This is a genomic window from Tateyamaria algicola (genome assembly GCF_047715485.1).
Lineage (GTDB): Bacteria > Pseudomonadota > Alphaproteobacteria > Rhodobacterales > Rhodobacteraceae > Tateyamaria.
The window spans coordinates 930,070-956,819 of the sequence record NZ_CP180422.1 but is presented as its reverse complement, the minus strand read 5'-3'; the positions used below and the strand labels follow the sequence as shown (position 1 = coordinate 956,819).

General features: G+C 58.0%; 23 protein-coding genes and 2 pseudogenes. 15 read left to right on the top strand and 10 right to left on the bottom strand.

Going from position 1 to position 26,750, the window contains the following annotated elements; translation table 11 throughout:
- Positions 1–4 precede the first annotated feature (4 nt).
- The 5 genes from ACMHLQ_RS07100 to ACMHLQ_RS07080 form a co-directional block, all read right to left on the bottom strand.
- Positions 5–3,154, bottom strand: a complete 3,150-nt coding sequence (locus ACMHLQ_RS07100; RefSeq protein ID WP_415404084.1) for an Eco57I restriction-modification methylase domain-containing protein — start codon at positions 3,152–3,154, stop codon at positions 5–7.
- 431 nt (positions 3,155–3,585) lie between these two features.
- The gene (locus ACMHLQ_RS07095; RefSeq protein ID WP_415404083.1) at positions 3,586–3,813 is read right to left on the bottom strand and encodes a helix-turn-helix transcriptional regulator; all 228 of its coding nucleotides are present in this window, start codon (positions 3,811–3,813) and stop codon (positions 3,586–3,588) included.
- A gap of 29 nt (positions 3,814–3,842) precedes the next feature.
- The gene (locus ACMHLQ_RS07090) at positions 3,843–4,124 is read right to left on the bottom strand and encodes a hypothetical protein (RefSeq protein WP_415404082.1); all 282 of its coding nucleotides are present in this window, start codon (positions 4,122–4,124) and stop codon (positions 3,843–3,845) included.
- A gap of 66 nt (positions 4,125–4,190) precedes the next feature.
- Entirely contained in the window at positions 4,191–5,321 is a 1,131-nt protein-coding gene (locus ACMHLQ_RS07085) for a tyrosine-type recombinase/integrase (RefSeq protein WP_415404081.1), read from the bottom strand.
- Positions 5,322–5,651: 330 nt separating this feature from the next.
- Entirely contained in the window at positions 5,652–7,046 is a 1,395-nt protein-coding gene (locus tag ACMHLQ_RS07080; RefSeq protein ID WP_415404080.1) for an aspartate aminotransferase family protein, read from the bottom strand.
- 393 nt (positions 7,047–7,439) lie between these two features.
- On the opposite strand from ACMHLQ_RS07080, the gene ACMHLQ_RS07075 reads away from it, so the two are divergent.
- From ACMHLQ_RS07075 to ACMHLQ_RS07035, 9 genes and pseudogenes are all read left to right on the top strand, one after another.
- A complete protein-coding gene (locus ACMHLQ_RS07075) occupies positions 7,440–8,447 on the top strand; it encodes an ABC transporter substrate-binding protein (protein ID WP_415404079.1) in 1,008 nt (335 codons plus the stop codon).
- Positions 8,448–8,560: 113 nt separating this feature from the next.
- A pseudogene (locus ACMHLQ_RS07070) lies at positions 8,561–9,366 on the top strand (taurine ABC transporter ATP-binding protein).
- Complete coding sequence (locus ACMHLQ_RS07065) at positions 9,363–10,628, top strand: ABC transporter permease (protein ID WP_415404078.1); 1,266 nt, start codon at positions 9,363–9,365, stop codon at positions 10,626–10,628. Before ACMHLQ_RS07070 ends, ACMHLQ_RS07065 begins: the two are co-directional and overlap by 4 nt.
- A gap of 186 nt (positions 10,629–10,814) precedes the next feature.
- Complete coding sequence (gene phnC, locus ACMHLQ_RS07060) at positions 10,815–11,627, top strand: phosphonate ABC transporter ATP-binding protein (RefSeq protein WP_415404077.1); 813 nt, start codon at positions 10,815–10,817, stop codon at positions 11,625–11,627.
- Positions 11,628–11,664: 37 nt separating this feature from the next.
- Positions 11,665–12,573, top strand: coding sequence for a phosphonate ABC transporter substrate-binding protein (phnD, locus tag ACMHLQ_RS07055; RefSeq protein WP_415404076.1), 909 nt, complete (start codon positions 11,665–11,667; stop codon positions 12,571–12,573).
- Between the two features lie 57 nt (positions 12,574–12,630).
- Positions 12,631–13,482, top strand: a complete 852-nt coding sequence (gene phnE, locus ACMHLQ_RS07050; protein ID WP_415404075.1) for a phosphonate ABC transporter, permease protein PhnE — start codon at positions 12,631–12,633, stop codon at positions 13,480–13,482.
- Positions 13,479–14,796, top strand: a pseudogene (gene phnE, locus ACMHLQ_RS07045) (phosphonate ABC transporter, permease protein PhnE). Before phnE (ACMHLQ_RS07050) ends, phnE (ACMHLQ_RS07045) begins: the two are co-directional and overlap by 4 nt.
- On the top strand, positions 14,796–15,410 hold the full coding sequence (locus ACMHLQ_RS07040; RefSeq protein ID WP_415404074.1) for a chloramphenicol acetyltransferase: 615 nt from the start codon (positions 14,796–14,798) through the stop codon (positions 15,408–15,410). The pseudogene phnE (ACMHLQ_RS07045) and the gene ACMHLQ_RS07040 overlap by 1 nt, the downstream one beginning before the upstream one ends.
- Before the next feature lie 136 nt (positions 15,411–15,546).
- Positions 15,547–16,470: a CehA/McbA family metallohydrolase gene (locus ACMHLQ_RS07035; RefSeq protein WP_415405244.1), complete on the top strand. Its 924-nt coding sequence runs from the start codon at positions 15,547–15,549 to the stop codon at positions 16,468–16,470.
- Positions 16,471–16,538: 68 nt separating this feature from the next.
- On the opposite strand, the gene ACMHLQ_RS07030 is transcribed toward ACMHLQ_RS07035, so the two are convergent.
- The gene (locus ACMHLQ_RS07030) at positions 16,539–17,228 is read right to left on the bottom strand and encodes a glutathione S-transferase family protein (RefSeq protein ID WP_415404073.1); all 690 of its coding nucleotides are present in this window, start codon (positions 17,226–17,228) and stop codon (positions 16,539–16,541) included.
- A 325-nt stretch (positions 17,229–17,553) separates the two neighbouring features.
- Here ACMHLQ_RS07030 and ACMHLQ_RS07025 point away from each other — a divergent pair, with 325 nt between their 5' ends.
- The gene (locus ACMHLQ_RS07025; protein WP_415404072.1) at positions 17,554–18,006 is read left to right on the top strand and encodes an SRPBCC family protein; all 453 of its coding nucleotides are present in this window, start codon (positions 17,554–17,556) and stop codon (positions 18,004–18,006) included.
- 110 nt (positions 18,007–18,116) lie between these two features.
- Entirely contained in the window at positions 18,117–18,557 is a 441-nt protein-coding gene (locus tag ACMHLQ_RS07020) for a DUF1330 domain-containing protein (RefSeq protein WP_415404071.1), read from the top strand.
- 18 nt (positions 18,558–18,575) lie between these two features.
- Here ACMHLQ_RS07020 and ACMHLQ_RS07015 read toward each other — a convergent pair whose 3' ends face one another.
- Positions 18,576–18,980 carry a hypothetical protein gene (locus ACMHLQ_RS07015; RefSeq protein ID WP_415404070.1) on the bottom strand — a complete coding sequence of 135 codons (405 nt, stop codon included), beginning with the start codon at positions 18,978–18,980 and terminating at the stop codon, positions 18,576–18,578.
- Positions 18,981–19,120: 140 nt separating this feature from the next.
- Between ACMHLQ_RS07015 and ACMHLQ_RS07010 the strand changes: the two genes are divergently transcribed.
- Complete coding sequence (locus ACMHLQ_RS07010; protein ID WP_415404069.1) at positions 19,121–19,471, top strand: winged helix-turn-helix transcriptional regulator; 351 nt, start codon at positions 19,121–19,123, stop codon at positions 19,469–19,471.
- Positions 19,472–19,490: 19 nt separating this feature from the next.
- On the opposite strand, the gene ACMHLQ_RS07005 is transcribed toward ACMHLQ_RS07010, so the two are convergent.
- The gene (locus tag ACMHLQ_RS07005; protein WP_415404068.1) at positions 19,491–20,252 is read right to left on the bottom strand and encodes an SDR family NAD(P)-dependent oxidoreductase; all 762 of its coding nucleotides are present in this window, start codon (positions 20,250–20,252) and stop codon (positions 19,491–19,493) included.
- 285 nt (positions 20,253–20,537) lie between these two features.
- Here ACMHLQ_RS07005 and ACMHLQ_RS07000 point away from each other — a divergent pair, with 285 nt between their 5' ends.
- Positions 20,538–21,290 (top strand): SDR family oxidoreductase, encoded by a 753-nt coding sequence (locus tag ACMHLQ_RS07000; protein ID WP_415404067.1) that lies wholly within the window; start codon positions 20,538–20,540, stop codon positions 21,288–21,290.
- 13 nt (positions 21,291–21,303) lie between these two features.
- On the opposite strand, the gene ACMHLQ_RS06995 is transcribed toward ACMHLQ_RS07000, so the two are convergent.
- Complete coding sequence (locus tag ACMHLQ_RS06995; protein WP_415404066.1) at positions 21,304–22,488, bottom strand: S8 family serine peptidase; 1,185 nt, start codon at positions 22,486–22,488, stop codon at positions 21,304–21,306.
- Between the two features lie 156 nt (positions 22,489–22,644).
- Here ACMHLQ_RS06995 and ACMHLQ_RS06990 point away from each other — a divergent pair, with 156 nt between their 5' ends.
- The gene (locus ACMHLQ_RS06990) at positions 22,645–23,214 is read left to right on the top strand and encodes a hypothetical protein (RefSeq protein ID WP_415404065.1); all 570 of its coding nucleotides are present in this window, start codon (positions 22,645–22,647) and stop codon (positions 23,212–23,214) included.
- A gap of 6 nt (positions 23,215–23,220) precedes the next feature.
- Here ACMHLQ_RS06990 and ACMHLQ_RS06985 read toward each other — a convergent pair whose 3' ends face one another.
- Positions 23,221–23,751, bottom strand: a complete 531-nt coding sequence (locus ACMHLQ_RS06985) for an RNA polymerase sigma factor (protein ID WP_415404064.1) — start codon at positions 23,749–23,751, stop codon at positions 23,221–23,223.
- A gap of 254 nt (positions 23,752–24,005) precedes the next feature.
- Here ACMHLQ_RS06985 and ACMHLQ_RS06980 point away from each other — a divergent pair, with 254 nt between their 5' ends.
- Positions 24,006–26,705 (top strand): beta strand repeat-containing protein, encoded by a 2,700-nt coding sequence (locus ACMHLQ_RS06980; protein ID WP_415404063.1) that lies wholly within the window; start codon positions 24,006–24,008, stop codon positions 26,703–26,705.
- Positions 26,706–26,750: the final 45 nt, after the last annotated feature.

The window sequence follows — 26,750 nt, the reverse complement described above, 5'->3', positions numbered from 1 at the left end:
CCGCTTAACTGCCTACCTCTTGCCCAAACAGGTTAGGGTAGTGCCGATGATACCAAGTCCGGATTTCTGTTCGTTCGTTTGGTTTCAGGCCATATAGGTCGTTGACCACCTCATCGAGCTTTGCCAGCAACGGGCGATAGTCGAAGCTGTGATCCGCCATTTGATGTTTGGTGATTTCGTCAACGATCTTGCTAATCGCCCCAGCTTGTTCCTTTGTAGGAAGGACTATAGGCAGCTCGCCGACTTGGGCGTCAACACCATGGTTTATAAAGCTTTTTCCGAAATAACGAATGACCGTTGAACATAGAATTCCAAGCAAGACTTTGCTGTCTAATAAATCGCAGAAAATGCAGGAGCTTTTTTGATCAAAAACAGCCCCATGACCCAATCTAAACGTTGGGCTGTATATCCCGGTGGTGGAGTAGCTGATACCTTTTTGGAAATAGAACTGCGGGTTCCTAAAGACACCGCCCTTACCGTGCAGGGCTTTCATCTCGGAAACCGCGCTACTAGACCAATCGATAAAAAACTCATGCGGCCTCCAAAAGAGCGGTAAAAGACCACCTTCAATGTCGGAAGCACCCGCTTTGTCGAGCGGTACGAAATAAGCATCGTTTGACTTGTCATCTACACTCAGGCCGTTTTCTTTTTCTCCCGGTGTCAGAGCAAGAAGAGCGCTTTCTTGCACGATTTGATGTGGCACGACCTCTTGATAGCCGCCCTTTGCTGCACCGCCATGTACCCCCGGCGCAGTTCGGTAGAATTTCGGGTTGTTGCCGGACTGAAGGCCAATTTTGATTTCAGCGATTTGCTCTAGTTTGACGACATGCCTGTCGCGCACGACTTGCGCCTCTACTTTTTTCTTTGCGCCGTCTTCAGCGGTCAGGGTAATTTCAACCGCCTTTGCAACATCACGGGACATGAACTCATAGAAGCTCGCCAGACCCTCGAATATGGGTGTGTGATGGTACTTGCCCAGAATGCCCTGACGAACAGTGTATCGGTTCGCGATTGCCGGCTCAAATGGGAAGGGCTTGTCAGCGGAAAGGTCTTCCAAAATATGCGAGTAGGCGGCTTTCAGATCTTCCTTGTTCTTTTCAGGATGAAGCCGCCAAAGATCATAAAACTGGTAGTGGTTGTCGTTCCGTTCTTTCACGTCAACGCAACGTTCCAGTTCAATGATTGCCGGGAAAATATCGATTCCGGGGAACGTTGATCGATGGAGTTTGATCACGCGGATAATCTTGGCATCTTTGAGGATTGCTTGACGCAGTTTGTGGTGGCTTCCGATCGTCAAGAATGACGAACTAACAATGAAAATTAGCCGTTTACCGGGCTTCAGACGCTCCAGCGCGTTCACTATGAAGTAACCATAGGAATCCTTGCTGCGAAGATCATACAGCGTGTCATAGCGAGCGCCCTTGATGACCTGAACACCATATGGCGGGTTCCCGATTACCAAGTCAGGGTCTAATGCGCGTTTGGCGCTTGCTCTAAGACTGCGGCGCGCGGTCAGATCACTTGTCAGTTCCATGCCAAAATCTGCGTCTGGATCGACGGTGATTGGGTCGAGCGAATTTTGAGTATCAACCGATTGGTCAGCAAGCCATCTCTTGTCTTTGGTTCCTGCGCCAACGTTGTCTTTAAGCTGCTCCAAGAAAGTTGAGAGCAACGTTAGCTGAACAGCAAATGGGTCGATGTCGCGACCATAGATGTGTTGTAGAGCCTCAGCGTGTGCGTCGGCAGGATTGCGAGCCACATTCGCCGCATCTGAAGCTGCATAAACCTCTTCAACGTAGCGCCGATAAAGTTCTCGATAAAAATGACCGGAACCGCACGCTGGCTCGACAATTTTCTTGCCGCGCATGGTTTTGAGATATTTCTGACCAAGATCGATCATGAAAAGCATCGTCACATCAGGGGTGTAAATAGCCCCCAGACCAGAGCGAAGCTCATCATCGATCAGTCGTTCATAGATGTCCCCCACAACGTTTTTTCGTTTGGTTTTCGAGCCGTAGATAACCGCCGTTCGAATATCGATCTCGATCAATCGATTGCGGATTTCCTCAAGCGTGCCTTCCTCAGGGAGGAAGCGGTCATAATCTTCTGCCCGGAAAAGTTGGCCATACTGTCCCATCTGGACGTTGAAACCGTAACGAAAGATGTCCTGCCACGTCACTTTGGCCAGGTCTTGTGCCATGTTCCGGTAATAGTGTTCTGCTGTCACATAGAGCCGTAGGGCTTTGCTATGATCGCTATGGTTCAAGGCGTTCAGTACCTTGTATCCAAACAGCCCTCCAACTTGGTCATACGACTTTTGAGGGAACAATGTGTGAATGACCCGTTGACTTCCAGCGCCTCGCGACAGGTCCTCAATTAACTTAATGAACAGGATTTTGATCGTAAAATGCAGCGCTATCCCTTGGATTGCCTGTCGAAACGATTGTTGGAGCTTTGCGTCCTTTGAGGCGCTTTTTGAAGTGGTGTCCCCAATGAAGGTACGGCGCTGTTTAACGATGCTGAGAAGCGATTTTCCAAGTGGGTGTCTCTCTGGATCAAGCTTGTTTTTGGCTGGGTCGAAAAACAGGCCAGAAATATCATCGTAGGTCTTTTGTTTGAACGTTCGCAAAGTTTCGAGAAGCTGGTTTTCTGTTAGAAGTTGCCGGACTTCGCCGGGTGTTTCTTCGCGGATTTTTTCCCAATCGGTCGGTGGGATTGGTACATAGCTGGACTTCCCCGTTTTTGGATCAATCGTGTCAGTTTTCTTGAAGAACTGGTGTTCGCGACCATTCGATAAAACAACAAACGGCACCGGTTTGTCGAAGAATTTGGAAGTGGCATACCCGATGGCTTGCGCTTGATCTTCAACTAACAAGTCATGGCTGTAGCGCTTTGCCTCAAGAACCACATACGGGTAACCTTCAGAGAGATACAGGCCATCATATCTTCCGAATGCCCCCTCTGATGTTGGTAGGGTGTGCTGCGCTTGATAATCTAAGCTATCGGGCTTTGGAAATCCGTAGCTATTCGATAGAAACGGCATAATGAGCGTGTCGAGCGTATCTTGCTCTGTGTAACCGTTATAGTCCATCTGCCTCAAAACTGCTTTTTGCTGCTCTTCCCTTGTATAGAGCGTGATGTCAGGCGGATGCACGACAAATATGATAGTTAATAGCTATGAGTGTTGATCCCACGTCTCGCGCTTTGAAGGACGCACCCGGACCATCTAAGTAGCTTAGCTTAGCTTAGCGTATTGGCTCAGACGGAGCCAATGTCCGCTATAGATGGTCCCGCTGGAAATCTCACGGCCGCAGCGAACTTCTGCTTTCCGCCCTTTTCCGTGGAAAAACAATATGTTGCGCGTGCAGAAAGTGAGGTGTGAAATGCGTTCTAGCGCCCTTTTGCTTGGGCGTTCAGTGTTTGCTGCGGTGAAGGAAAGGCCTTGGCCAGTTCCTGGAGGTTCTAAGTCAACGTCGATTGGGACTACTTGAAACATCTGGCTGAAACGGCCGGACAAAGGGTCGGGTGGCCAGGTTTGCAACCCCGGCCACCCAGCTCCTGTAACCAGGAGTGTCGTTTAGGTCTTCATCGACGCTTCAGGCGATCTTCAAGCCAATCCAGCACTTCACTCTCAACCCAACCCACCCGGTTCGGGCCCAGCGTTACCCGTTTGGGGAACTGGCCTGCCTTCTCCAGCCGGGCTATGTGTTGGGGTGAGTACAAAACAAGCTCTTTCACCTGACGTTTTGAAAGTATCCTCATCACGAAGTCTCCATGATTGGAGAGCAACGCGATGCCCTCAGGTTTCGACAAGTCTCCCGAGAGGGGTGCAGGCTACGCGGTTAGACCTCTTCTTTCAAGAAATCACCAATCTCGCAGTCTGCAGATATGGAGGCGCGAACGCGTGCTACCTCTTCTTCTGACGCAAATGGAAAACGACAGCGGTTTGCGTCATACCGGGTGTCGTTCGGGTCTCGCCAATAGCACTCATCAGCAATAATATCGAGCGCGCTTCTGCTTTCTTCTTCGTCGTCGTACTGCAAAACCTCAGCTACGACGGGCTGAGCTTCTTCCGCCATCAGCCACTCTTTCATAACAACGTCTACGATGTTTGTTTTGTTCATATACTTGGAATCTAACTGAAAAGCGCAATCTGTCGAATCCAATCGCGAGTCGCAAAACAGAATCTGTCAAGAGTCAAATAGGCACTTGAGATATTCTTCATAAGCGGTCGCCGCGACTTTCATCTCTTCTAGGTACGTGTGCCGATTGTATATCGCTGCCACGCCACTGATCGTTCCGGATACGTGATTGAGTAGTTTTTCAGTGACATGGACGGGGGTACCAATTTTCGCGTGTGTCGTGGCAAATGTGCGCCGTAGGTCATGAAGAGTATATGGCTCGACATTTTCTAAAGTTGAATCAAGTCTCGCCTTGGATTTCCCCCAACCGTTGAAAACTGTTCCTTTTTCATGGGCTGAGGGGAAGAGAAACCGATTGATGCGTGGTAGATCGGAAATGACCTGCAGCAAGGTCTTGCCAAGAGGAATTGTGTGAACACGTCCGTTCTTGGTTATGTGAGCGGGTATTGTGATTGCTTCCGCAGTCTCATTGATAAACGTCCACTCCAATTGAGCAGCTTCGTTCCGGCGCAGTCCTGTGAGGATCAATACCATTACGATAGCACCGTACGGGTAGGGGGCTTGCGTCGCTTCGGTCCAGACGGCTAGTAGCTCATTGTCGTTGAGCACGCGTTCACGTGCCTGTGCCGGTTTGAATCCTCTCACTCCATTTAATGGACTGGACGCTAAGAGGTCTTCGCGAATTGCCCAATTGAAAATCGTGCGCGCAGCAACGAACGCATGATGCTGTTCGCTGGCAGACGTCTTAATACGACGAATTCGCTGGAGCACGTCCTGCTTGCTGATGTCTGACAAGTTTCGTTGGCCGAACTTGAAGTGGGTATCCAGCCGCTTGCGATAGTAGGCAACAGTGTTCCGTTTGTTCTTGCGTTCACAGTCCAGCAGGAACCGTTCACGTGCTTGCTTCCAACTGATGGAGCGCTGCTTGTCGATACCAAGGGTTACTTCGGCCAGCAGTTCCTTTGCTTTCTCACGTGCTTGCTTGAGGCTGATGATGGGGTAGCGTCCCAGCGTCTTGCGGGTGCGGTTCGGACCGTATACGACCACAAAGCTTTTGGCTCCACCTTGAGAGATGCGAACGCCAAAATTGCCTAATCCTTCGTCCCAGTATGTGGTTTGGCCGGAGGTCGGTGGCGTGAGCGTCTTCAGGGTGCGATCAGAGAGGGCTATTCTAGGCACTCTTAGGCTCCGTATAGGCTCAAAAAATGCACGGGTTTGGGTGTTCTTGTATGAGTCTCTATGTTTAACTGGTTGGATATTTTTCAATATAAATCAATAATATGTGTGCGTCTATGTTCCACTGTGAAGTTCTACAGGAAAGGATTGAAAATCCTCGTGTCGGTGGTTCGATTCCGCCCCTGGGCACCATTTCATAGAGCAACGTTTTACTGAGGCGGTATGGCCTTTCGCACCGAAGGTCGCGTTCTGAATCCCGGCCCACACAACTCTTCAACGAAAAAAGCCCCGAGCGATGCCCGGGGCTTTTTGGTAGTAACAAAGCTGCGTTGATCAGCCGAAGACGTCCGTCAACGCCACGTCCACGGCGTGGACGATCTGGTTGATGTCGTCCTTGGTCGCGATCAGGGCCGGTGAGAAGCACAACGTGTTGTTCTTGCCCGGCAGCGACCGGTTGGTGGCACCGATTATGACGGCCTGTTTCATGCTGTGGCCCACGACCGCCTGCACCTTCTTTTCGTCAGCAGGGTCGCGGCTGTCGCGATCCGCGACCAGTTCGGCGCCGAGGAACAGGCCCTTGCCGCGGACATCGCCGATCACTTCGTGCTTGTCCTGAAGGGCGCGCAGTTGGTCCAGCATGTAGTCGCCCATGGCTGTCGTGTTGCCCAGCAGGTCTTCGTCCTCGATGATCCGCATGTTTTCCAGCGCCGCCGCCGGGCCCGCCGTGCAGCCGCCAAAGGTCGAGATGTCGCGGAAATAGTTGAGGTGATCGCTGGTATCGTCCTTGAACATGTCAAAGACCTCGTTTGTGGTCGCAAGGCAAGAGATGGCCGCGTAGCCCGACGCAACACCCTTGGCCATCGTGACCATGTCGGGCTGGATGCCATAGTGCTGATAGCCGAACCATGTTCCAGTACGGCCCACACCGCAGACAACCTCGTCGATGTGAAGCAGGATGTCGTATTTCTTGCAGATCTCGGCAACGCGCGGCCAGTAGCCATCGGGGGCTTCGATCACACCACCACCCGCAGTCACGGGCTCAAGGCAGAGCGCGCCAACGGTATCGGGGCCTTCGCGCAGAATGATCTCTTCGATCTGGTTGGCCGCCCATTCGCCATAGTTCTGATCGGGCGCACCGTCCTGTTCGTGCTTGCGGTACTCGAGGCAGTGCGGGACGCGGACAAAGCCCGGCGTGTAGGGGCCGTATTGCGCGTTGCGCTCGTCCTGGCCACCCGCTGACAGGCAGGCGATGGTGGTGCCGTGATAGTCGCGGTCGCGATAGAGGATCTTGTGCTTTTTGCCGCCGTAGCGCTTGTGCGCGATCTGGCGGACCATCTTGAAGGCCTTCTCGTTCGCCTCAGAGCCCGAGTTGGCATAGTAGATGCGGTCGAGGCCGGGCATCTTTGTCAGCAGCTTTTCAGCAAAGAGCGCGCCGGGAATGGAGCCGACGGTGCCGCCGAAAAAGTTCATCTTCACGATTGCGTCGCGCACCGCATCGCCCATGGTTTCGCGGCCATAGCCGACATTCACTGTCCAGACGCCACCGGACACGGCGTCGATATGTTCGATGCCTTTCTGGTCCCACACGCGCAGGCCCTTGCCTTCGACGATAATTTTCGGGTCAGCGCCGGTGAAAAAGGGCTGGTGTTGCACAAGATGGTGCCAAACATTTGCGCGATCTGCTTCGACCACCCGGCTGATGTCGTTTTCGTTGAACGTTCCGTCCATGTCTCAAAACCTTTCGATGAGTGGGATAGCCAATGAAATATAGGCGTACTTCGCCCGCTGCCGCGCACAATCGCTGAGAATCTAGTCACAACAGTAGGGCCAGTTTGGGGGCGTAAGTAAAGCCAGTTGCTGCAAGGCGACGGCCTGCTGCCGAGCGAAATTCGCGCAAATCGCCTTGTTTTCAAGCCTCTGGCACAGTTTTGGCTTTTCCAAAGCTTCAGTTCAGGACGACAGTATTATGACGGTTTGTCTGATTAAACGTTGATCCTGCGCAAATTATGGGCTCGGATCACGCCAGCGCTGCGCACTGTGCAGCCACGAGAGGCGGATCACCGCCCGAACCTATCCAAAACGTGCAGCACAAACGCCTGCATGAAACACGGGAGTAACAAGATGACCTTTAAATCCAAGCTGATGGGTGCCGTTGCAGCCACCGCAATGCTGGCAGGCGCGCAGGGCGCAGTCGCGGCAGGCCACGGTGGCGAAATCACGGTTGCCTATTTCCTGGAATGGCCGATGCCGTTCCAGTTTGCCAAAGAAACAGGCATGTACGAAGAAGCCATGGGTGGCACCAAGATCAACTGGGTGAGCTTTGACACAGGCACGGCGATGTCCGCAGCCATGGCGTCGGGCGACGTTCAGATCTCGGTCAGCCAGGGTGTTCCGCCTTTCGTCGTTGCCGCCTCTGCCGGTCAGGACATCCAGATCGTTGACGTGGCCGTCTCCTATTCCGAGAACGACAACTGCGTCGTGTCCTCGGGCCTGGAAATCGACAAGGAGTCCGCAGGCGAGCTGGCTGGCAAGAAAGTGGCCGTGCCACTGGGCACCGCCGCGCACTACGGTTTCCTGAGCCAGATGAACCACTTTGGCGTCGATCTTGCGTCGCTGGACGTGGTTGACATGGCACCCGCCGAAGGTGCGGCCGCCCTGGCACAGGGTTCGGTCGACATGGCATGCGGTTGGGGCGGTGCGCTGCGTCGCATGAAGGAATCCGGCAACGTGCTGCTGACCGGCGCCGAAAAGGAAGCGCTGGGCATTCTGGTGTTTGACGCCACAACGGCGCCTGCCAACTTCATCGCCGAAGAAGGCGAGTTGCTGAGCCAGTTCCTGTCCGTGACAGCGGCGGCAAACGCGATGTGGGCGGACGAAGCCAACCAGGCGAAAATGCTGCCTGTTATCGCCAAGGACGCGGGTATGGACGAAGATGCGACAGCGGCCACGCTGGCGACCTTCAAGTTCCCGACGGTTGAAGAGCAGCTGAGCGAAGCATGGCTGGGCGGTACGGCCCCTGCCTTTATGAAAGGTGTGGCCGATGTGTTCGTGAACGCGGGCTCGATCGACAGCGCGCTGGAAAGCTACGAAGGTACTGTGAACACAGCACCGCTGGCTGCGGTCCAGTAAGACCAACGGAATTGGGCTCGTGTGCTGATCGCGCACGGGCCCTTTTTCATACCGAGGTGGGGTGAACCCCGCCCTACAGAGTGCACTTGCACCTAAGCGACAGGTGGGAACCGATGTCCGGACTTTCAATTCAAAGTATTTCTATGCGCTTTGACCTGCCCGACGGGGGGCAGTACAGGCGTTGCAAGACGTCTCGCTCGACCTCAAGGCAGGTGAGTTGCTGAGTGTGCTGGGCCCGTCGGGCTGCGGCAAGACAACATTGCTGAATATCGTTGCGGGCTTTCTGGCCCCGACCGATGGCAAGATGATCCTCAACGGTCACGACATCAACGGCCCCGATGCCGAACGCGGGATGGTGTTCCAGCAAGGTGCGCTTTTCGAGTGGATGAGCGTGCGCGAGAATGTGGGCTTTGGCCCGTCGATGAAGGGCACGCCCAAGACCGACAAGGCAGAGATCGTGGATCACCTGCTGGACGTGGTCGGCTTGCAGGACTTCAAGGAAAAGGCGGTGTATGAGCTGTCAGGCGGCATGCAGCAGCGTGTGGCCTTGGCCCGATGCCTTGCCAACGACCCCGACGTCATCCTCATGGACGAACCGCTGGGCGCGCTGGATGCGCTGACCCGCGAAAAGATGCAGTCCCTTGTGCTGAAACTGTGGAAAGAGACGGGCAAGACGATCATCCTGATCACCCACTCGGTTGAAGAGGCCTTGTTGCTGGGCGAGCGTTTGCTGGTCATGGCCCCGCGCCCCGGTCGCATTCACAAGGAATACCGCCTGCCATTCGCCGAGATGGGCGTCGGGCAGGACCTGCGCGAGGTGAAAAAGCATCCCGAGTTCGCTGAGCGGCGCGAGGAAATCCTGGGCATGATCTGGGATATGGAAGAAGAAATTATGGGCCGGACGGAGGACGCGACATGATCCCGTTTCTGATTTACGTCGCGATTTTCGTGGTTGCATTCTTTGTCGTCCGAGCCATCGCCGCGGGTGCTGCACGCAGCGATTACGGTTCGCTCAAGACAGTGACATTCGGTGATGAAAGCGCGGTGACGCCCAACCGGGCCGCAAGTGTCATCTCGATCCTCACCATTTTCCTGCTCTGGGGGATGTTCACAGGCTCGTCCCTGTTGCCGAGCTTTCTGCACGCCCCAGGCCCGTTCGAGGGCGAGGGCACGTTTGAGTACACGGCACAGGCGGGCAACGAGCGTGATAGCGCGACAGTGACGGTGCTGGTGCACCCGATCAGCACGCCGATGGATGCGCCCGAGGTTCCCGAAGGCGACGGTTGGGCCAAGGATGACAGCGTGGCCATCGGCATGTGGCGGTCTGGCCTGTTGCGTGTGGATCGTAATGACGAGTTGGGCCGGGCGGACGGGGCCGAGATCATCGAGATCAACGGGTCCAAAGTGCAGCCCGGCGATACCGTCGATATCGGCTGGGGCACAGTCACCATCTCGGACAAGGGCACACCCAACATCCAACCCGACAAGGGCTGGCAGATGGAACCGATTTGGCTGCCCTCACCCGAGGCTGTGGTCAAGCGCGTCGGCGAAATCGCGAGCGAGGGCTTCCGCGGCTCCACCTTGTGGGAACACCTTGGTTACTCGCTGTTCCGTGTTGTCGTCGGGTTCTTCTTTGGTGCGCTGGTGGGCATTCCGCTGGGCTATGCGATGGGCCTCAGCAACTGGTTCCGTGGCTGGTTTGACCCGATCGTGGAATTCATGCGCCCTGTGCCACCACTGGCCCTGATCCCGCTGGTGATCATCTGGGCGGGGATCGGTGAGACCGGCAAGATCATCCTGCTGTTCCTCGCGGCCTTGTGGATCATGGCGATTGCGGCCCGCTCGGGCGTGTCTGGCGTGAAAATCTCCAAGGTACACGCGGCCTATTCGTTGGGCGCCAGCAAGGCGCAGATCATGCGCCACGTGATCGTCCCCAACTCGCTGCCGGAAATCTTTACCGGTGCGCGAGTGGCGATGGGTGTGTGTTGGGGCACGGTTGTTGCGGCCGAACTGGTCGCCGCCGAGCAGGGGGCCGGCATGATGATCATGGTCGCCTCCAAGTTCCAGAACACCGACATCGTGATCATGGGGATCATCCTGATCGGCATCATCGGTTTCGGCATCGACATGCTGATGCGGTGGGCCGAACGGCTGCTGGTGCCATGGAAAGGCAAGGGCTAACGCCTCAATCTACTCAAGAGATCAAAGGCGGCACCTTCGGGTGCCGTTTTTTTTGTTTGTACGACCGCAGATTGCCCACAGGCCGTCACAAAAGTTTTGCACGCGTGTAACCATCCCGTTTCAAAACCGTCACGTTCCAGACATGGCCGAGGGGTAGCTGCTCCCAAGTGAACTTGGGGATACATAATGCTGGCGATTGAGCAGTTGACGAAGCGCTTTGGCGACAAGATCGCCGTGGATCGCGCAAGCTTTACCGCGGACAAGCCTGCAATGATCGGCATCATCGGGCGGTCTGGCGCGGGCAAATCCACCCTGCTGCGCATGATGAACCGTCTGGCCGAAGCGAGCGATGGCAGCATCACCTACAAGGGTGAGGATGTGACCCATCTGAAAGGTGCCAAACGCCGCGCATGGCAGTCGCGGTGCGCGATGATCTTTCAGCAATTCAACCTGGTGCCCCGCATGGATGTGGTCAGCAACGTGCTGCATGGCACGCTCAACCGTCGCTCGACCTTTGCCACGATGTTCAACCTTTATCCGCAATCCGACATCCACCGTGCCATCGAAATCCTGGACCGTCTGGGCATCGCGGAACAGGCGGCCAAACGGGCCGAGGCCCTGTCGGGCGGCCAGCAACAGCGCGTCGCCATTGCCCGTGGCCTGATGCAGGATCCTGATATCATTCTGGCGGACGAACCCATCGCCTCGCTCGACCCCATGAACGCCCAGATCGTGATGGAGGCCTTGCGCCGCATCCACGACGAGGATGGGCGCACCGTGATCTGCAACCTGCACACACTCGATACCGCGCGGCGCTATTGCGACCGGGTGATCGGGATGCGCGACGGGCGCATCGTATTTGACGGCACGCCCGAGCAACTGACCACCGGTGTCGCGCGCGACATCTATGGCGCAGGCGCAGATTTTTCGGAGGCGGCGACGTCCACCGAAATCGAGACCCTCAATCAGGCCGGAACCGCAGCACGCGTTCCGGCCTGAGCATTTTCTACCCTTGTCCAACAGACGGAGACGACCCATGAACAAGACCTTTGCCCTGGCACTGGCCACCACAACAGCGCTGAGCGGCGCAGCATTTGCCCAGGAGATCACGGAATTCCGCATCGGCATCCTTGGCGGCGAAAACGCGCAGGACCGCCTGAATTCCTATTCCTGCCTGCAAGGCTATACCGAGGATGCGCTGGGCGTTGAGGTCAAGCTGTTTGCGCCCGCAGACTATAACGGCGTGATCCAGGGCCTGCTGGGCGGCACCATCGACATGGCGTGGCTGGGGGCCTCTGCCTATGCGGCCACGTATCTGCAAGACACCGAAGCGGTGGAGCCTGTGCTGGTCAAGGTGAACCTCGATGGCTCCATCGGTTACCACTCCATCGGCTTTGCGCGCACCGAATCCGGCATCACCTCGCTGGACGACATGCAGGGCAAGGTGTTCGGTTTTGGTGATCCGAACTCGACATCGGGCTACCTGATCCCATCCATCGAGATCCCAGAGGCGACCGGCGCGTCGATGGACTCCGGTGACTACTTTGGTGAAGTGAAATTCACCGGCGGTCACGAACAGACGATTGTCGCCGTGTTCAACGGCGACATCGACGCGGGCGTGACCTGGGCTGACGGGCAGGGCGATTGGGAAGACGGCTATAACTCGGGCGCGCTGCGCAAGGCTGTGGATGCCGGTCTGGTCGACATGAACGAGCTGACGCAGATCTGGAAATCCAAGGTCATCCCCGAAGGTCCCATCGTGCTGCGCAAGGCGCTGCCGGACGAGGTGAAGGCGAAAATGACCGCGCTGGTCGACACCCTTCATGAGAAAGACACAGACTGCGCCTATGCGGTTGCCGCAGGCGAAACGCTGGGTTTCCAGCCGGTAACGCATGACACGTACACGTCTGTGATCGAGGCCCGCAAGGCCAAGATCAGCAACTGATTTCAGCACTATCGGGGTCGCCTTCGGGCGGCCCTTTTTACGAATCGAGACTTCCTGATGAGCGACGCAACTGCGCAAATTGAGGCCAATTACATGGCCCTTGTGAACCGTCGCCGCCTCTACGGCGGGTTGACCCTTGCGGTGTTCATCCTGCTGATGGTCAGCGGTTTCAACATCGCGGATGGCCGCAATGCCGGTGGGTTCTGGGACGGGCTGCACAACATTGGCGACTACCCTGCCGACGTGTTGTCAGAGGCGTGGGAGAAACGCGCCGATCTGCCGGGGCTGTTGGTCAAATACCTGCCCGCGCTGGTCGAAACGATCAACATCGCGGCCGTGTCCACCCTGATCGGGGCCTTGGCCGGACTGATCCTGTCGCTTTTGTCCACGCGCGGACTGGCGCTGTGGCCGCGCGCTATTCCCCTGTTTCGCCGGTTCATGGATTTCATGCGCGCCGTGCCCGAGATTGTGATCGCGCTTGTGCTGATCTTTGTCCTTGGGGGCGGACCGGTGCCTGCAATGATTGCCATCGCGATCCACACGGCCGGTGCCCTGGGAAAGATGTTTTCCGAGGTGGCAGAGAACGCTGACCTCAAGCCCGTGGACGGGTTGAAATCCACCGGCGCGACCTGGTCGCAGCAGATGTTTCTGGGGGTGATCCCGCAGATTGCACCCAACTACCTCAGCTACACGTTGCTGCGGTTCGAGATCAACATTCGCGCCTCGGCCATCCTGGGCTTTGTCGGCGCGGGCGGCATTGGGTATGAGCTGCGCAATTCGATGGCCTGGGGGCCGGGCCGTTTTGATGAGGCGGCGGCAATTTTCATCCTGCTCTTCGCCACAATCGTGATCTTTGACCAGGTGTCCTCGCGCTACCGTGACCGGCTGACCAAGGGGGCGCGGGCATGAGCGATCTGGCGGTACTCAAGTCTGATGCAGATGCGGTCTTTGCCCGCAAGAAGCTGGTCGGCTTTGCCGCGCCTGCGGTGATCCTTGCCTATCTGGTCTACGTGTTCTTCGCCTTCGATGTGATGGGGCTTGCGCAGCGGGCCAAGTGGGACAATGCGGTGACGCTTGCGTCAGATAGTTGGTCCTACAAGACCCATGTAACGCGGTCCCATAGCAGCGGTGAGATGGATTACGCCATCGAGGGCGAGCGCAAGGGGCGCTATCCGGACGGCACGCGGCCCGACTGGGTGACTGGCCCCGACGATGGTTTGAGCGTCGATCTGGGGGACGGTGCGACGGTGACCCTGTTGCCGGGCAACCGGACATTGATCGACGTGCCCGATTTCGGCGTGATCGAGGCGGCGCTGGTTGACGGCAAGATCGAAACCAACCTGGGTGACACCCCCCGATTGGATCAACGCCAGCCCCCGCCGCGTCACTATCACAACCGACAATGGCCGCGTGACGATGACCCGCTCAAAGACCGAAGTGTTCCGGTATGAGGGCGGGTGGGAATTGTTCTTCTACACGCTGACCTCGCCCTATCACGGCAAGTCCATGGCCGAGATTTTCATAGGCGAACGGATCGATCCCGAACGGTCGAACCTTACCGGCGCCTGGGAAGACTTTTGGGGCAATGGCATGTGGCGCCACGCCGACGTGATCTGGGCCATTGGCGAGACGATCCTGATGGCCTTCCTCGGCACCTTTGGCGGCGCGATCATCGCCTTGCCACTGGCCTTCATGGCCGCGCGCAATTTTGCGCCCTTTGCCGCCATCCGTTTTGCCATGCGCCGCCTGTTCGATTTCGTGCGCGGCGTGGATGGGCTGATCTGGACCATCGTTCTGGCCCGTGCCTTTGGACCCGGGCCCCTGACAGGTGCGCTGGCGATCCTGATCACCGACACGGGCACGTTTGGCAAGATATTCTCCGAAGCGCTGGAGAACGTGGATGAAAAGCAGATCGAAGGTGTCTCATCGACAGGGGCGAAGCCGATGCAGCGCTATCGCTTTGGCGTGATCCCGCAAATCGTGCCCGTGCTGCTGGCGCAAATCCTCTATTTCCTGGAATCCAACACCCGCTCGGCCACCATTATCGGGGCTATCACCGGGGGCGGGATCGGACTGCTGCTGACGCAAGCAATGCAGACCCAGAAAGACTGGGAAGAAGTCGCTTACTACATCGTGCTGGTGGTGCTCATGGTCATGGCGATGGACTGGTTCTCGGGTTGGCTGCGCGGCAAGCTGATCGGGCGCAGCGAAGACAAACACTGATGGCGCGCCTGTCCGAAACGCCGTTCCTGCACCCGGATGTCGAATTGAGCGACGTCCGCCTTGGGCGCTATGTCGAAATTGGAAAGGGGTCGCGGATCGCCCACTCCGTGTTTGGCGATTACGCCTATTGCGACCGCTACGTGGACATTGCCAATGCAACCATCGGCAAATTCTCCAGCATCGCGAGTTTCGTGCGGATTGGCGCGACGGATCACCCCCTTGATACCGCCAGTTGCCACCACTTCCTCTATCGCTCAGGCGACTATTGGGACGATGTGGAAAACGATGCCGCGTTCTTTGCCCACCGGCTGTCCCGCCGCGCCAGCATCGGGCACGACACGTGGATTGGGCACGGCGCGATGATCAAACCCGAGGTGCGCGTTGGCGATGGGGCCGTGGTCGCGGCAGGGGCCGTCGTGACCAAGGATGTCGCCCCCTACACAATTGTCGCGGGCACCCCTGCCGTCAAATTGCGCGACCGCCAGCCCCCCGAGGTGGCGGAGCGGCTGATGGCGTTGGCCTGGTGGGATTGGGACCATGCCCGTCTGCGCACCGGGTTGGAGGATTTTCGGCAGTTGAGCGCCGTCGCGTTTCTGGAAAAGCACGGTGGCTGACACGGAGTTCAATATCGTTGCCCGCAATTCTTGTGTCATTGCACTGATTTGATTGTCCGAAATGGTTGAAGCCGTACGCGAAACCTCGCAGGCTTTTCCCGACGAACTGCAAACCACATCCTTGATGGAGCATGCCATGCACGATCCCGCCTTTTCCGCTCCTGGCCGCTTTTGGCGCGGCAATCTGCACACGCATTCCACCCGGTCTGACGGTGTGTTGGACCCTGCCGAAGTCTGCCGCCGCTACAAGGCGGAAGGCTATGATTTCATCGCGTTGACGGATCACTTTGTGGGGCCGTTTGACTATCCCGTCGTCGATACGACCCCGTACCGCGATGACGCCTTTACCACCATTCTCGGAGCCGAGTTGCATTCCGGTGCGATGGAGAATGGAGAGTTGTGGCATATTCTTGCGGTGGGGCTGCCACCTGACTTTGCGCCGTCTCATTCACCGGAGTTTCATCCTGTGGATGGGCAAGAAACAGGCCCGGAAATCGCGCGCCGCGCGCGGGATGCGGGGGCTTTTGTGGCCGTGGCGCATCCGGAATGGGGTGGCCTCAGCCTCGCGGATGCGCGCAGCATCGATGCGGCGCACGCGGTCGAGATATACAATCATGGCTGCCAGATCGCGGCGGATCGGGCCGAGGGGTTCTGGCACCTCGATCGCCTGCTCGAAGAGGGGCGGCGCCTGACCCTTTGTGCGACGGATGACGCCCATTTTTACGAACCGGACCACTTTGGCGGTTGGACCATGGTCAAGGCCGAGGAGAACACGCCCACAGCCCTGCTCGATGCCCTGAAAGCGGGCCACATGTATGCCACAACCGGGCCGCTTATCCACAATGTCGAGTGGTCCGATGACAAGGTGAGCGTCGAAAGCTCTGCCATCGTCACAATCATCGTGCAGGGCAAGGGGGCGGCCTCTGCCGCGGTGCACGGGCAAAGCATGACGCGCGGATCAATGGCTCTGGACCGCTTTGCCAAATGTGAATGGATGCGCCTGACGGTGATTGATGCCGCCGGGCGGCGGGCATGGACAAACCCGGTCTGGCGCGACTGAGGCGAACAGGAATGTCGTCACCGCGTTGAGCCAGACCCGGAGGCGATGGATTTTGCATCAAGTGGCGGCTAACTGGGTTTGGCCCAATGGGACGGCATCGTGGCCTCGACACCGGGGCGCGCAAAAACGCGGGACTTCCACGCTTCAAGACGAACAAGCTCGTTTGCCAGCTCGACAAAGCCAAGCTCGGCCATCAGGGCGGGCCTGGTTTCGCAGGCGCGCTGTACCAGCCGGACTTCGGGCCAGGCAACGGCATCCGCGGCGCTGGGTGTCTGGCCCGCAAGAAACGCCCGCCCGTCGCCCAGTAGCGTGTCGAGAAACCGCATCTCTTTTTGCATCGTCTCGGCCGCGGCCGTCAGCGTGTCCCAGGCGGGTGTGCCCTTGTCTTCCAGCGACGCGCCGTCAAAGAACACCGGTACCAAGAAATCCGCCGTGGCCTGCCGCAGGTATTCTCGGCATTCCATCGTGGTTTGCCATATGATTGCGGCCTCATTTGCATTGGCCCCAAACAGCGGGACATCCGGAAACGCCCGATCCAGCCACGCCAGACTGGCCATCGAATCCCGGATCACTACACCATCGCCTTGCAGGACAGGAATCTTGCCGCGCGGATTGAGCGAGATGAACGGTTCTGTCTTATGCGCGTTCTCGGACAGCTTCAGTTCGACGACATCTGTGGTCAGCCCCTTGAAGGCCAGACCCAGCAAAATGCGCCATCCACGTGGTGAGCCGCTGGTGGTCGTAAGTGTGAGTTTCATGTGCTTCTCCCTCTTGTGTCGCAAGAGAGCTAACGCGCCTAAATAATTGTACAAGAAGGCAGAAATCTAAAACCAGGTACGCATATTGATACCGGATCTTGGCGGTCCGGGACGGTATCAGAAACCGTACTATGGCCGAAAAAGCTGCCTTCTTGTCCCAAAATTCGGATGGTCCTACTTCGATTTCGAACCACGCGGAATGCGACATCAAAGGTGCCAGCAACATGAGAAAGCTGAACAGCACGAATGCCCGCGTGATCAGTTGAACCACTGGCGTTGGTCGCGCCACCGCACCGGACCGCCAAGACGCGAAAGAGGAAACGACATGACACAAGACAGCTATGAACGCACGATCAAGACAACAGCCTCTGGTGCAGAGGTCTATGCTGCGCTGACCACGGGCGTTGCCCAGTGGTGGACCAGTGATGCAGGCAAGTTTGAACAGGTCGGTGACGTGGCTAGGTTCGGCTTTACCGGGCGACGAGGTTATTGGACATTCAAGGCCACGGCGCTGGCCCAAGACCGCGTGGAATGGGAATGTGTCGAGGCCCTGCACCTGCATGAAGGCATGCCAAGGGAGATCGAGACGGAATGGCTGGGCACCCGCGCGATCTGGTCGATGCAGGAAACGGATACCGGAACAAACATCCACTTTGTGCATGACGGGCTGACGCAGGACTTGCTGTGTTTCGACATCTGTGCGGCGGGCTGGGACATGTTCTTTGTCGACAGCCTCAAGACCTACCTCGACACCGGGACGGGCAAGCCGCACGCCTGAAGTAATCCAGACATTTTATCGGAGTGTGATCCTGTCCGGGTGCCGCAGAGTGCACGCCCGGCCATGACATGCGGTCCGTACCTCAACACAATCAAAGAAAGAGATGTGCCATGACGTCAGATTCAGCAATAAACCAACTCACCGCATTCTACGGCGATGGAGTAGACGGTGCCACGCCGCGTCCGGACCAATGGACGCAGATCTTTACACGCGACCCGGATCAGCCTGTCACCCTGATCAACTTTTTCAAGTTTCGCGAAACAGCCCATTACGCGGCCGGGGGGCCTGCGTGTTCGGGGCGCGAGGCGTTCGACGCCTATGCCGCCGTCAGTATCCCGACGATGGAGCGGGTGGGCGGGTCTTTCCTGCTGGTCGCCCCGTTCGAAGCTGTGTTGATCGGTGCACAAGAAGACTGGGACCTTGTGGCGATCGGGGCCTATCCGAACCAACAGGCGTTTCTCGATCTTTATCTCGACGCCGCCTATCGCGCCGCATTCACACATCGCACGGCGGCGTGTGCTGCGCAAAAGGTCCTGATCGCGGGCGCCTGAAGGGCGACGCGCTTCGCCTCAGGCGTTGCGCGTCACCGTACCCAGCCAAATTCCCAGCAATGTAGTGTGCACAATGATGAACCCACCGCTCAGCAGGAACCACAGGGGCAGGTCATCTATTCTGACCTTGGCGGCAATCCCGAACAGAGCGGATGCGGCCGCGAACAGGCCCATGATCCAGGCCACCTTTAGTGCGTCGAACATGGATGCGTTCTGCCAGTCCGTGCGGAAATAGATCAGGACAATGGCCAGCGCCTCAAGCATCCAAGCCATCGCGCCATAGAGGTAGAGCGGATCATCCATGCGGGTGAAGACACCGAGGTTCAGGAATTGCTGTTGAAACAGAACGACGTGCCAAAGCACAGCAATGCAAGCCGTGATGACAAAGGCCCCGGCAAAGGCGCGTGTCTGGATTTTGGTCATGTCATGTCTCCGCAAAACTGGTGTGGTGGGGCGCATTCCGTGGCGCCTGTGATCAGAGATACGGCAGTGGTATTTCCATGCAAGAAGGCAGAATTTTCGTGTATAGTCCTAAAAATGATACTGGAATCGAAAGGCGCACCATGGCGACGACATCCGAAGCCGAGGCGTTGGAACAGCACCCCGAACTGGCCGATCTGTGCCCGATGCCGGACATCGCGAAACTGATTGGCGGCAAGTGGAAGCTGATTATTCTCCAGATCCTGATTTTCAAAGGCACCAAGCGGTTCAACCAGTTGCGGCGGATGATCCCCGGTGTGACGCAGACAATGCTGACCAATCAGCTGCGCGCGCTGGAGAGTGACGGGCTGGTCACTCGCAAGATTTATGCCGAGGTTCCGCCGAAGGTGGAATACACGGCCACCCAGAGGGCCCTCGACCTCGAAGAGATGTTCCACGCAATGCACAATTGGTGGCTTCGGGCAGACGACTGAAACCGTCTGCCCAAATGGTCTAGTCCACGATGTGCCCCGCTGAATTGTTCAGCATCGTACCGGCCATGAACCCGGCCATGTCCGAGGCCGCAAAAGCAATGACTGCTGCCGTGTCCCTGGCCTGAGGCAGCTTTTTGAGCGCGGTCTTGTTCTGTTCGACGAACTCTTTCATATCGTCAAATCCCATCCCCATCTGCGCGCCCATGGTCGAAAACGTGTAGGCGATGGTGGGCGAATCCGGCATCGCCTCGGAGCGTACCCCAAGGACGCGTACGCCAGCGGGCCCGTATTCATGGGCAAGGGATCGCATCACCCCTTCGGTCGCGGCGTGGGATGCAGTCAACGCGGCCGACCACGGCGCGCCGACCTTGGCCAATGTGGACGTGTTCAGGATGATGACACCGCTGGCCTGTTTCGACATGTGGCGAAACGCCGACTTTGCGGTAATGAACTGCGCCGCGGTGTCCACTGCGAAGGGCATAAGGAATTGCTCCAGTGACACCTCGCTTGCCGCTTTGCCGTGGTTGCAGCGATCCGGTGCGACGCCGCACAAGTTGACGACGATGTCGATTGAACCGGCTTTTTCAGCGACCTCGTCCACATAGGCGTCAACGGCGGCGCTATCGGTTGCGTCGATGACGGCCAGGTTGGCCATATCGTCATGTGCGTGCTTTGAAGAGGCAAAGACATTGGCCCCTTCCTCTTCAAAGCGGGCGACGACACGGCGGCCAAGATAGCCACCAGCGCCGAACACCAGCGCGGTTTTTCCTTCAAGTAACATGAGTGGTCTCTTTTTCTGCTGATTGCGCGGGACCGCAGTTTTTCGCCCGCATATGCAAGCGTTTCCACGACCCAACCGGCAACGTATTCAGCAAGCCTACGTTCGCAAGAAGGCAGAATTTTCGTACGTAGGCTTGGCAATCGTACTGTTGCGGCCCCTCACCAGACCCGTTTCTTGCGCTTTGTGGCGGCATGACAGGGCAGGGACCAACTAGGCGCAACATCCGGGTCGAGCGGCAAAACCTCTGTGTCTAACTGCCCTTGGAACGCAGCCAAGGAGAGACATATGCGCCTGACGAACAAAACAATCATCATCACCGGAGCCAGCAGCGGCATAGGCGAGGCGGCAGCGCGGCTGTTTGCCCGCGAAGGCGCCAATGTCATCCTGGGCGCGCGTCGCGGCGACCTGCTGGAAAGACACGCGGCCGAGATCGCAGAGGCGGGCGGTCAAGCGGCGGTGCTGGCAGGCGACGTCGCGGACGAGGGCTATGCCCAGGCCCTCGTCGCCTTGGCACAGGAGCGGTTTGGTGGATTGCATGGCGCGTTCAACAATGCCGGGATCACCGGCGCGATGAGCGCCATACCCGACATGACGGCTGAGACGTGGCAAGAGGTGCTGGCGACCAACCTGACCTCGGCCTTCCTTGCCGCAAAACACCAGGTTCCCGCACTGATCGAGGGGGGCGGAGGATCAATCCTGTTCACCTCGTCCTTTGTCGGGCACACGGTCGGCCTGCCGGGCATGGGGGCCTACGCGGCGGCAAAGGCTGGCCTTGTCGGTCTGGCGCAGGTGCTTGCGGCGGAACATGGGGCGGAGGGGCTGCGCGCCAACACCCTGTTGCCGGGCGGGACACTGACCCCGATGGCGGGCACGGATCCTGCGTTCCACGAGGTTGTGCGCAACCTGCACGCCCTCAAACGGATGGCGATCCCTGAGGAGATTGCACAGGTTGCGCTCTTCCTTCTGTCCGACGCATCCTCCTTCGTTACGGGGACGGCAATGATCGCTGACGGCGGAAACTCCATCACCAAGTTCTAGGGCCCGCTGACGCTCAGTTGCTTGGGATGTCGGCGATGGGTTTGGCGCAGGCACCGCTGGCCTGAACAAGTCCATGGCCGAACACCTCATCTTTGCCGGAGGGGCCAAGGTCGATGGCATCGGCAATCAACGCCTCGCGGCGCATGTCGCCGTTCGTCGCAAATCGCATAGTGACAAAGGGGGCCGCCATCGATGTGCCGGTGACATAGCGTTGACCGAACGAAGAGGTGACAAAAATGTCCACGCCCGGCGCGGCAAAGTCGATATGGCTGCCGCGCACCGCGGTCTCCATCACCTCGCCCTGTGCATCGACAGCGGTCACTGCTACGACCGAAGGCAGAGCAGCGGGATACTGGAGGGGTGCGATACGCCTGTCATTTCCTGCCGCTGCCACCATGACCATGCCCGTGTCAGAGGCGGCCTCGACCGCTTGCGCCAGCAGCTTGTTGAAAGGGCCAGCCAGCGAGATGTTGACGATACGCACGTCCTGACCGGCGAGCCAGTCCAGCGCCTGCACGATGCTGGCCGCACCGGCCATATCCCCACCGCCCGGTCCGGACGAGATGACATTTGCGCTGTACAATTCGACCCCGCGCAGGCGGGCAGGATCCGCCAGAACGCTGGCCACTTCTGTCCCGTGGCGCATCGCTGACCGGCTGCCATTGCCGAACTGCTGTTGCACAACCCGCGCATCGCGCAGGGCAGGCGCGCGGGTATCAACGCCTCCGTCAATCAGACCCAACGAGGTCTTCGCCATACATCCCGATGCCGGCCAATCCAGCATCGCCGTTGCATAATTGCGCCGCGCAGCGGGTGAGGCACTGCTTTGTAAACGGTAGGCGTGGTTCACGCCGACGGTTGAGGTAGGCACGTCCGCTTCCAACGCTTCGATGGCTTGCGCCCCGGATACGCCATCGGGCAGGTCAATCGGCACCATGATCAGATCAAGCGCGGGCAGGTCCACCTCTGCCGTCACCGTATAATTCAAATCCATTGCCGCGCTGCGCAATGCATCGGCATCGCGTTCATTGGGCACCAACGCATAGACCCGCCCCATCTCGGCCAGGTCGGCTGCTGTGCCGGACTGCGAATTGCCAAGGTTTGGCGCCACCCCGCATCCGCTGATGAACAGGGCCAGGGCAATGGAACGACAGCCATTTGCAAGGCGTGTCCGACGGGGGAAGTAGGGTTTCGTCATCTTGACCTCTTGTCTCTCTCTTGCCTTAGTCGCGACCACACGGAAATGGTTGAATCTTTTTTCAACTTTCTTGGCGTGGCACCCGACTAAGGCCTGACAGCCAAAAAAGTTGGCCGCACGGTCGGCTTGCGACATGCATCACGAGGAGACATTACAATGGATCAGGATGACAAGGTACTTGCCTATCTTCAGGGCCGCATGTCTGACGCAGATCGTGACGCGTTTGAGGACGAGATCGCCAAATCGCCTGAACTTGCGGCAGAAATTGCAGCCCTGCGCGCGGCACAAGGTGTCCTGGCAGAGGGGGCATCGGACATGCCCGCAGAGGGGTGGGCGCGGCTGTCCAGCGCAATCGCCGCAAGCGAGCACCCCCCGGCCAACACCAACCGGCCCCTGCGCCTGTCGCTGCTGCAAGCGGCCTGCGTGGCCATCGCCGCAGTGATCGGCTGGCAGTTTGCGGCACCGGCCCTGTTTCAACAGGACGCCGAGTCCTACACTCCTGCGTCCACCGATCAGGACAGCGCTGCGTTGCAGATCGTGTTTGCGCCCGAGGCATCAATCGGGGATATCGCCGCCATTCTGGCCGAGGTGGACGCCTCTGTCGCGGACGGGCCGGGCGCCATGGGGATATTCCGATTGACCTTTGCCGACGTGGCAGCACGGGATCGGGCGTTCGCCGCCCTTCGTGCGCGGGCAGACCTTGTGGACGAAGTGCTGGTCGACTGACCCCGCTCAGGGCCCACTGAGGCAGCGCAGCAACAAACGCTTTGCATAGTGGACACGCGCCTTGATCGTGCCTTCCGGGCTGCCCTCGATCTCGCCGATCTCGGCATAGGTCAGCTCTTCGTAAAAGGCGAGGCGCATGGCGGTCAGATGGTTCGGTTTCAGCCCGGCCAGACACGCGCGCACGCGCTCGGCATCCTGAGATGCGATCAACAGCGCCTCGGCATTCAGGGCATCGTCAACGGTTTCGGGCACTTCTTCGACCACGCTCAGCCGCGCCGATTTGCGCTGGCGGTCAATCATCTTGTTGCGGGCAATGGTGAACAGCCACGTCTTGAGGCTGGCATTGCCGCGAAACTGACCAGCCGTGCGCCACACATCCAGCATCGCGTCCTGTACGGCATCGTCGGCCGCCTGGGCATCGGCACCCCGACTGCGCAGGAACGCAAAAAGCGGCGCCTGGTAGCGTTCGAAAAACACACGCATCGCGCCCTTGTCGCCAGTAGCAATGCGCTTGAGCAAGTCGGTGTCGTCGCTCATGTAAACTGCCCTTGGGATCCTTGGTTGTGTGTCCGCCAAACGACCAGACTGTGACACCGTGCCAATGGTGTTGCAAGGCGGCGCCAAACGTGAGCGATTGGCCGCGCATTGCCGTGAAGTCACGTCATTTATCTACATAAAAACAAGCCAGTACAAGATTTTTTAACAAACATTTAACCGTCCAGCCGGTTGCCGCGACTAACCCTGTGAAAGCCGCACAAACGCGGAAAAATTTTGCAACTGGAGAGATTGAAATGACAACTGTTAACCGACCCACCATCGTCATCACCCAACAGCAAGCAAGCACAGGCGATGCACCCGACACCAATCACCGTACGGTTGAGCTTTCTGATGGTTCCTTTGTTGTTGTCTATCGTCTCGCCAACGGTGACATCCGCTTTCAACAGTTTGATAGAGTAGGCAATTCCATCGGCGACGAAGGCGTGCTTGTTGCAGGCAGTGCAGGGGGAGACTTCGACGTTCTTGCGATCGAGGATGGCCAACTTGTTCTGGCGCACGAAACCACGTCGGGTGATATCGAAGTGTCGTCTTTTGACGTGGCGAACGGCACGGCCACGGCCAATGGCACCGTATCCGAAACCTTTTCTTCGACCGGTTCAGTATTTGACCCAGTGCTCAGCGGTAACAGCGCGAGCGATGTGGCGCTCCACTTCATCGAAACCGTATCCGGCGTGTCATCGCTTCAGGAACATCGCAGTATCTCGGGCGGCCAATTCAGCGCCACCACCAGTACCGCGATCGAGGCAACGGCAGACTCGGCGGTCGACTCGATCATCCTGGCAAACGGAAACCGGGTTGTCGTTGTTGATCCGAACGGGGCTGGCGCGACAGGCGATGGCGACGTGAGTATCTTCCTCGTGGCGCCGGACGGCACAGTTGTTGCATCGCCCACCGCAACCGCACCTGCAGGCAGCGCAGTCTCCGAGGTGCGGGTGACCGGCCTGGTCGACGGCGGATTTGTCGTGGCCTACGAAGCAGATGGCGCCGACACAGATGTCCTGTTTCAGGTCTTCAATGCGGACGGGTCTGAAAGAACGGGCGCGATCTCCGCTCCGAACAGCAGTAATCAGCACGAAACCCCGGAAATCGCCGCCTTGGAAGACGGTGGTTTCCTTGTCTTTTTTGACGAGAAAACAGGTGGAAACACCCTCATCGTGCAACGCTTTGACGCCAATGGTGACCCAATTGGGCAAAGCTCTTCAGTGGCCAACGGCATCAGCGTCAGCTCTCCGTCCGCAACCATTCTGAGCGATGGCCTTGTCGCGGTGTCCTTCCTCAATGCGGGCGTGGTCAATGTGACCATAATTGGCACACAAGGGCTTGATATCGTTCTGACGGGTGCCGACGAAAGCATCAATGGCACGGTGATAGGCGATATCATCGACGGGGACGCAGGAAATGATACGATCAACGGTGGCAGTGGACTCGATGAACTTTCCGGTGGCTTAGGCGATGATCTGATAAACGGTGGCAGCGGCGATGACACGCTGTTGGGGGGCAACGGCTTAGATACGATCAAAGGTGGCAGCGGGGATGATCGGATCATCGTGCGTAGCTTCGACTTCATCGACGAGATAGATGGCGGCGATAACACCGATACGCTGGATATGAGCGACTATCTTTTCAACTTCGTCACGGTGAACCTGTTGAACGAGACGTACACAGTTGGCGGAGGTGCAGGTGTCCAAAGCATCGTGAATGTCGAAAATGTCATCGGCTCAGACACCAGCGATGACGACCTGACCGGCGATGACGAGGACAACCAGATCGAAGGGCTGGGCGGCAACGACACGCTGAACGGTCTTGGCGGCAACGACACGTTGATCGGCGGCAAGGGCGACGACGAGGTCTTTGGCGGTTTGGGCGAAGATCTGATCGTCTGGAACAACGGGGACGGGTCCGATCTGTTTAACGGCGGCGACGGAACCGACACGGTGCAGATCAATTTCAACACCGATCTGGAAAATGATGACCTGCAAAACGACGATGAGGCCGAGTTCAAGACCGGTGCAAACGGCGTTGATTTCGCCCGCGTTCGCCTGAACGATCAGGCGGTTAACGGACTGTTTTCGCTGGATATCCGCGAAACCGAAGTGATCGACGTCAACTTTGGCGGGGGCGACGATACCGCCCGCATCATTGGCGATGTTGCCGATCAGGCCATCCTCGACCTCAATGGGGGCGATGGCGTTGACGAGTTGGACTTTTCGCAAGCCGGCGCGGCTGTCACGGTTGATTTGCAGACAAACGCGGTCGGGACAATCCAGTTCAGGAACTTTGAAAACATCACCGGCAGCGACTTTGATGACACGCTGATCGGCACATCCAGCAGCAAAAACTTTATCGAAGGTGGCGCGGGTAACGATCGGATTGTCGGACGTGGCACTGGCGATACCCTGAGCGGCGGCATCGGCGACGACAGCATCAACAGTGGTGGGGCGTTGAACATTCTGGACGGCGGCGAGGGAAATGACACGCTGACGGGAACATCCAAAAATGAAACCTTCCGGGGCGGCGCCGGTGCAGATGTCATCATTGGCGGCGGCGGCAATCAGGACATGCTGGATTACAGCGACTCTGATGCTGCGGTGTCGGTCTCGCTGGCAGGATCGTCCGCGACGGTTTCGGGCGGCCACGCCGAAGGGGATGTTATCTCTCAGGTTGAGCACATCACCGGCTCTGAATTCGGAGATTTCCTGTCGTCCAACAACAACAAGGTCACAATCCGTGGCCTGGGCGGCGATGACAGGATCATCGGTGGGTTCAACTCGGACAACTTGTTTGGGGGGCAGGCGATGACACCATCAGCGGTGGGTCGCAGGGTGATACCGCATTCTTTGCGGGTGACGCCGCGAACTTTGTCGTTGGCCGCTCGGACACGGGCCAGGTGCGCATCGGCGATCTTCGGACTGGCGCGGAGTCGGAGGGGGTAGACACCACCAACAGCGTTGAATCGCTGGGCTTTGACGACGGGACCG

Bases quoted from the DNA above. Each gene is read 5' to 3' on its own strand.
- ACMHLQ_RS07090 (WP_415404082.1), bottom strand. From the start codon at position 4,124: ATGAACAAAACAAACATCGTAGACGTTGTTATGAAAGAGTGGCTGATG.
- ACMHLQ_RS07080 (WP_415404080.1), bottom strand. From the start codon at position 7,046: ATGGACGGAACGTTCAACGAAAACGACATCAGCCGGGTGGTCGAAGCA.
- ACMHLQ_RS07075 (WP_415404079.1), top strand. From the start codon at position 7,440: ATGACCTTTAAATCCAAGCTGATGGGTGCCGTTGCAGCCACCGCAATG.
- ACMHLQ_RS07065 (WP_415404078.1), top strand. From the start codon at position 9,363: ATGATCCCGTTTCTGATTTACGTCGCGATTTTCGTGGTTGCATTCTTT.
- phnC (WP_415404077.1), top strand. From the start codon at position 10,815: ATGCTGGCGATTGAGCAGTTGACGAAGCGCTTTGGCGACAAGATCGCC.
- phnD (WP_415404076.1), top strand. From the start codon at position 11,665: ATGAACAAGACCTTTGCCCTGGCACTGGCCACCACAACAGCGCTGAGC.
- phnE (WP_415404075.1), top strand. From the start codon at position 12,631: ATGAGCGACGCAACTGCGCAAATTGAGGCCAATTACATGGCCCTTGTG.
- ACMHLQ_RS07040 (WP_415404074.1), top strand. From the start codon at position 14,796: ATGGCGCGCCTGTCCGAAACGCCGTTCCTGCACCCGGATGTCGAATTG.
- ACMHLQ_RS07035 (WP_415405244.1), top strand. From the start codon at position 15,547: ATGCACGATCCCGCCTTTTCCGCTCCTGGCCGCTTTTGGCGCGGCAAT.
- ACMHLQ_RS07030 (WP_415404073.1), bottom strand. From the start codon at position 17,228: ATGAAACTCACACTTACGACCACCAGCGGCTCACCACGTGGATGGCGC.
- ACMHLQ_RS07025 (WP_415404072.1), top strand. From the start codon at position 17,554: ATGACACAAGACAGCTATGAACGCACGATCAAGACAACAGCCTCTGGT.
- ACMHLQ_RS07020 (WP_415404071.1), top strand. From the start codon at position 18,117: ATGACGTCAGATTCAGCAATAAACCAACTCACCGCATTCTACGGCGAT.
- ACMHLQ_RS07015 (WP_415404070.1), bottom strand. From the start codon at position 18,980: ATGACCAAAATCCAGACACGCGCCTTTGCCGGGGCCTTTGTCATCACG.
- ACMHLQ_RS07010 (WP_415404069.1), top strand. From the start codon at position 19,121: ATGGCGACGACATCCGAAGCCGAGGCGTTGGAACAGCACCCCGAACTG.
- ACMHLQ_RS07005 (WP_415404068.1), bottom strand. From the start codon at position 20,252: ATGTTACTTGAAGGAAAAACCGCGCTGGTGTTCGGCGCTGGTGGCTAT.
- ACMHLQ_RS07000 (WP_415404067.1), top strand. From the start codon at position 20,538: ATGCGCCTGACGAACAAAACAATCATCATCACCGGAGCCAGCAGCGGC.
- ACMHLQ_RS06995 (WP_415404066.1), bottom strand. From the start codon at position 22,488: ATGACGAAACCCTACTTCCCCCGTCGGACACGCCTTGCAAATGGCTGT.
- ACMHLQ_RS06990 (WP_415404065.1), top strand. From the start codon at position 22,645: ATGGATCAGGATGACAAGGTACTTGCCTATCTTCAGGGCCGCATGTCT.
- ACMHLQ_RS06985 (WP_415404064.1), bottom strand. From the start codon at position 23,751: ATGAGCGACGACACCGACTTGCTCAAGCGCATTGCTACTGGCGACAAG.
- ACMHLQ_RS06980 (WP_415404063.1), top strand. From the start codon at position 24,006: ATGACAACTGTTAACCGACCCACCATCGTCATCACCCAACAGCAAGCA.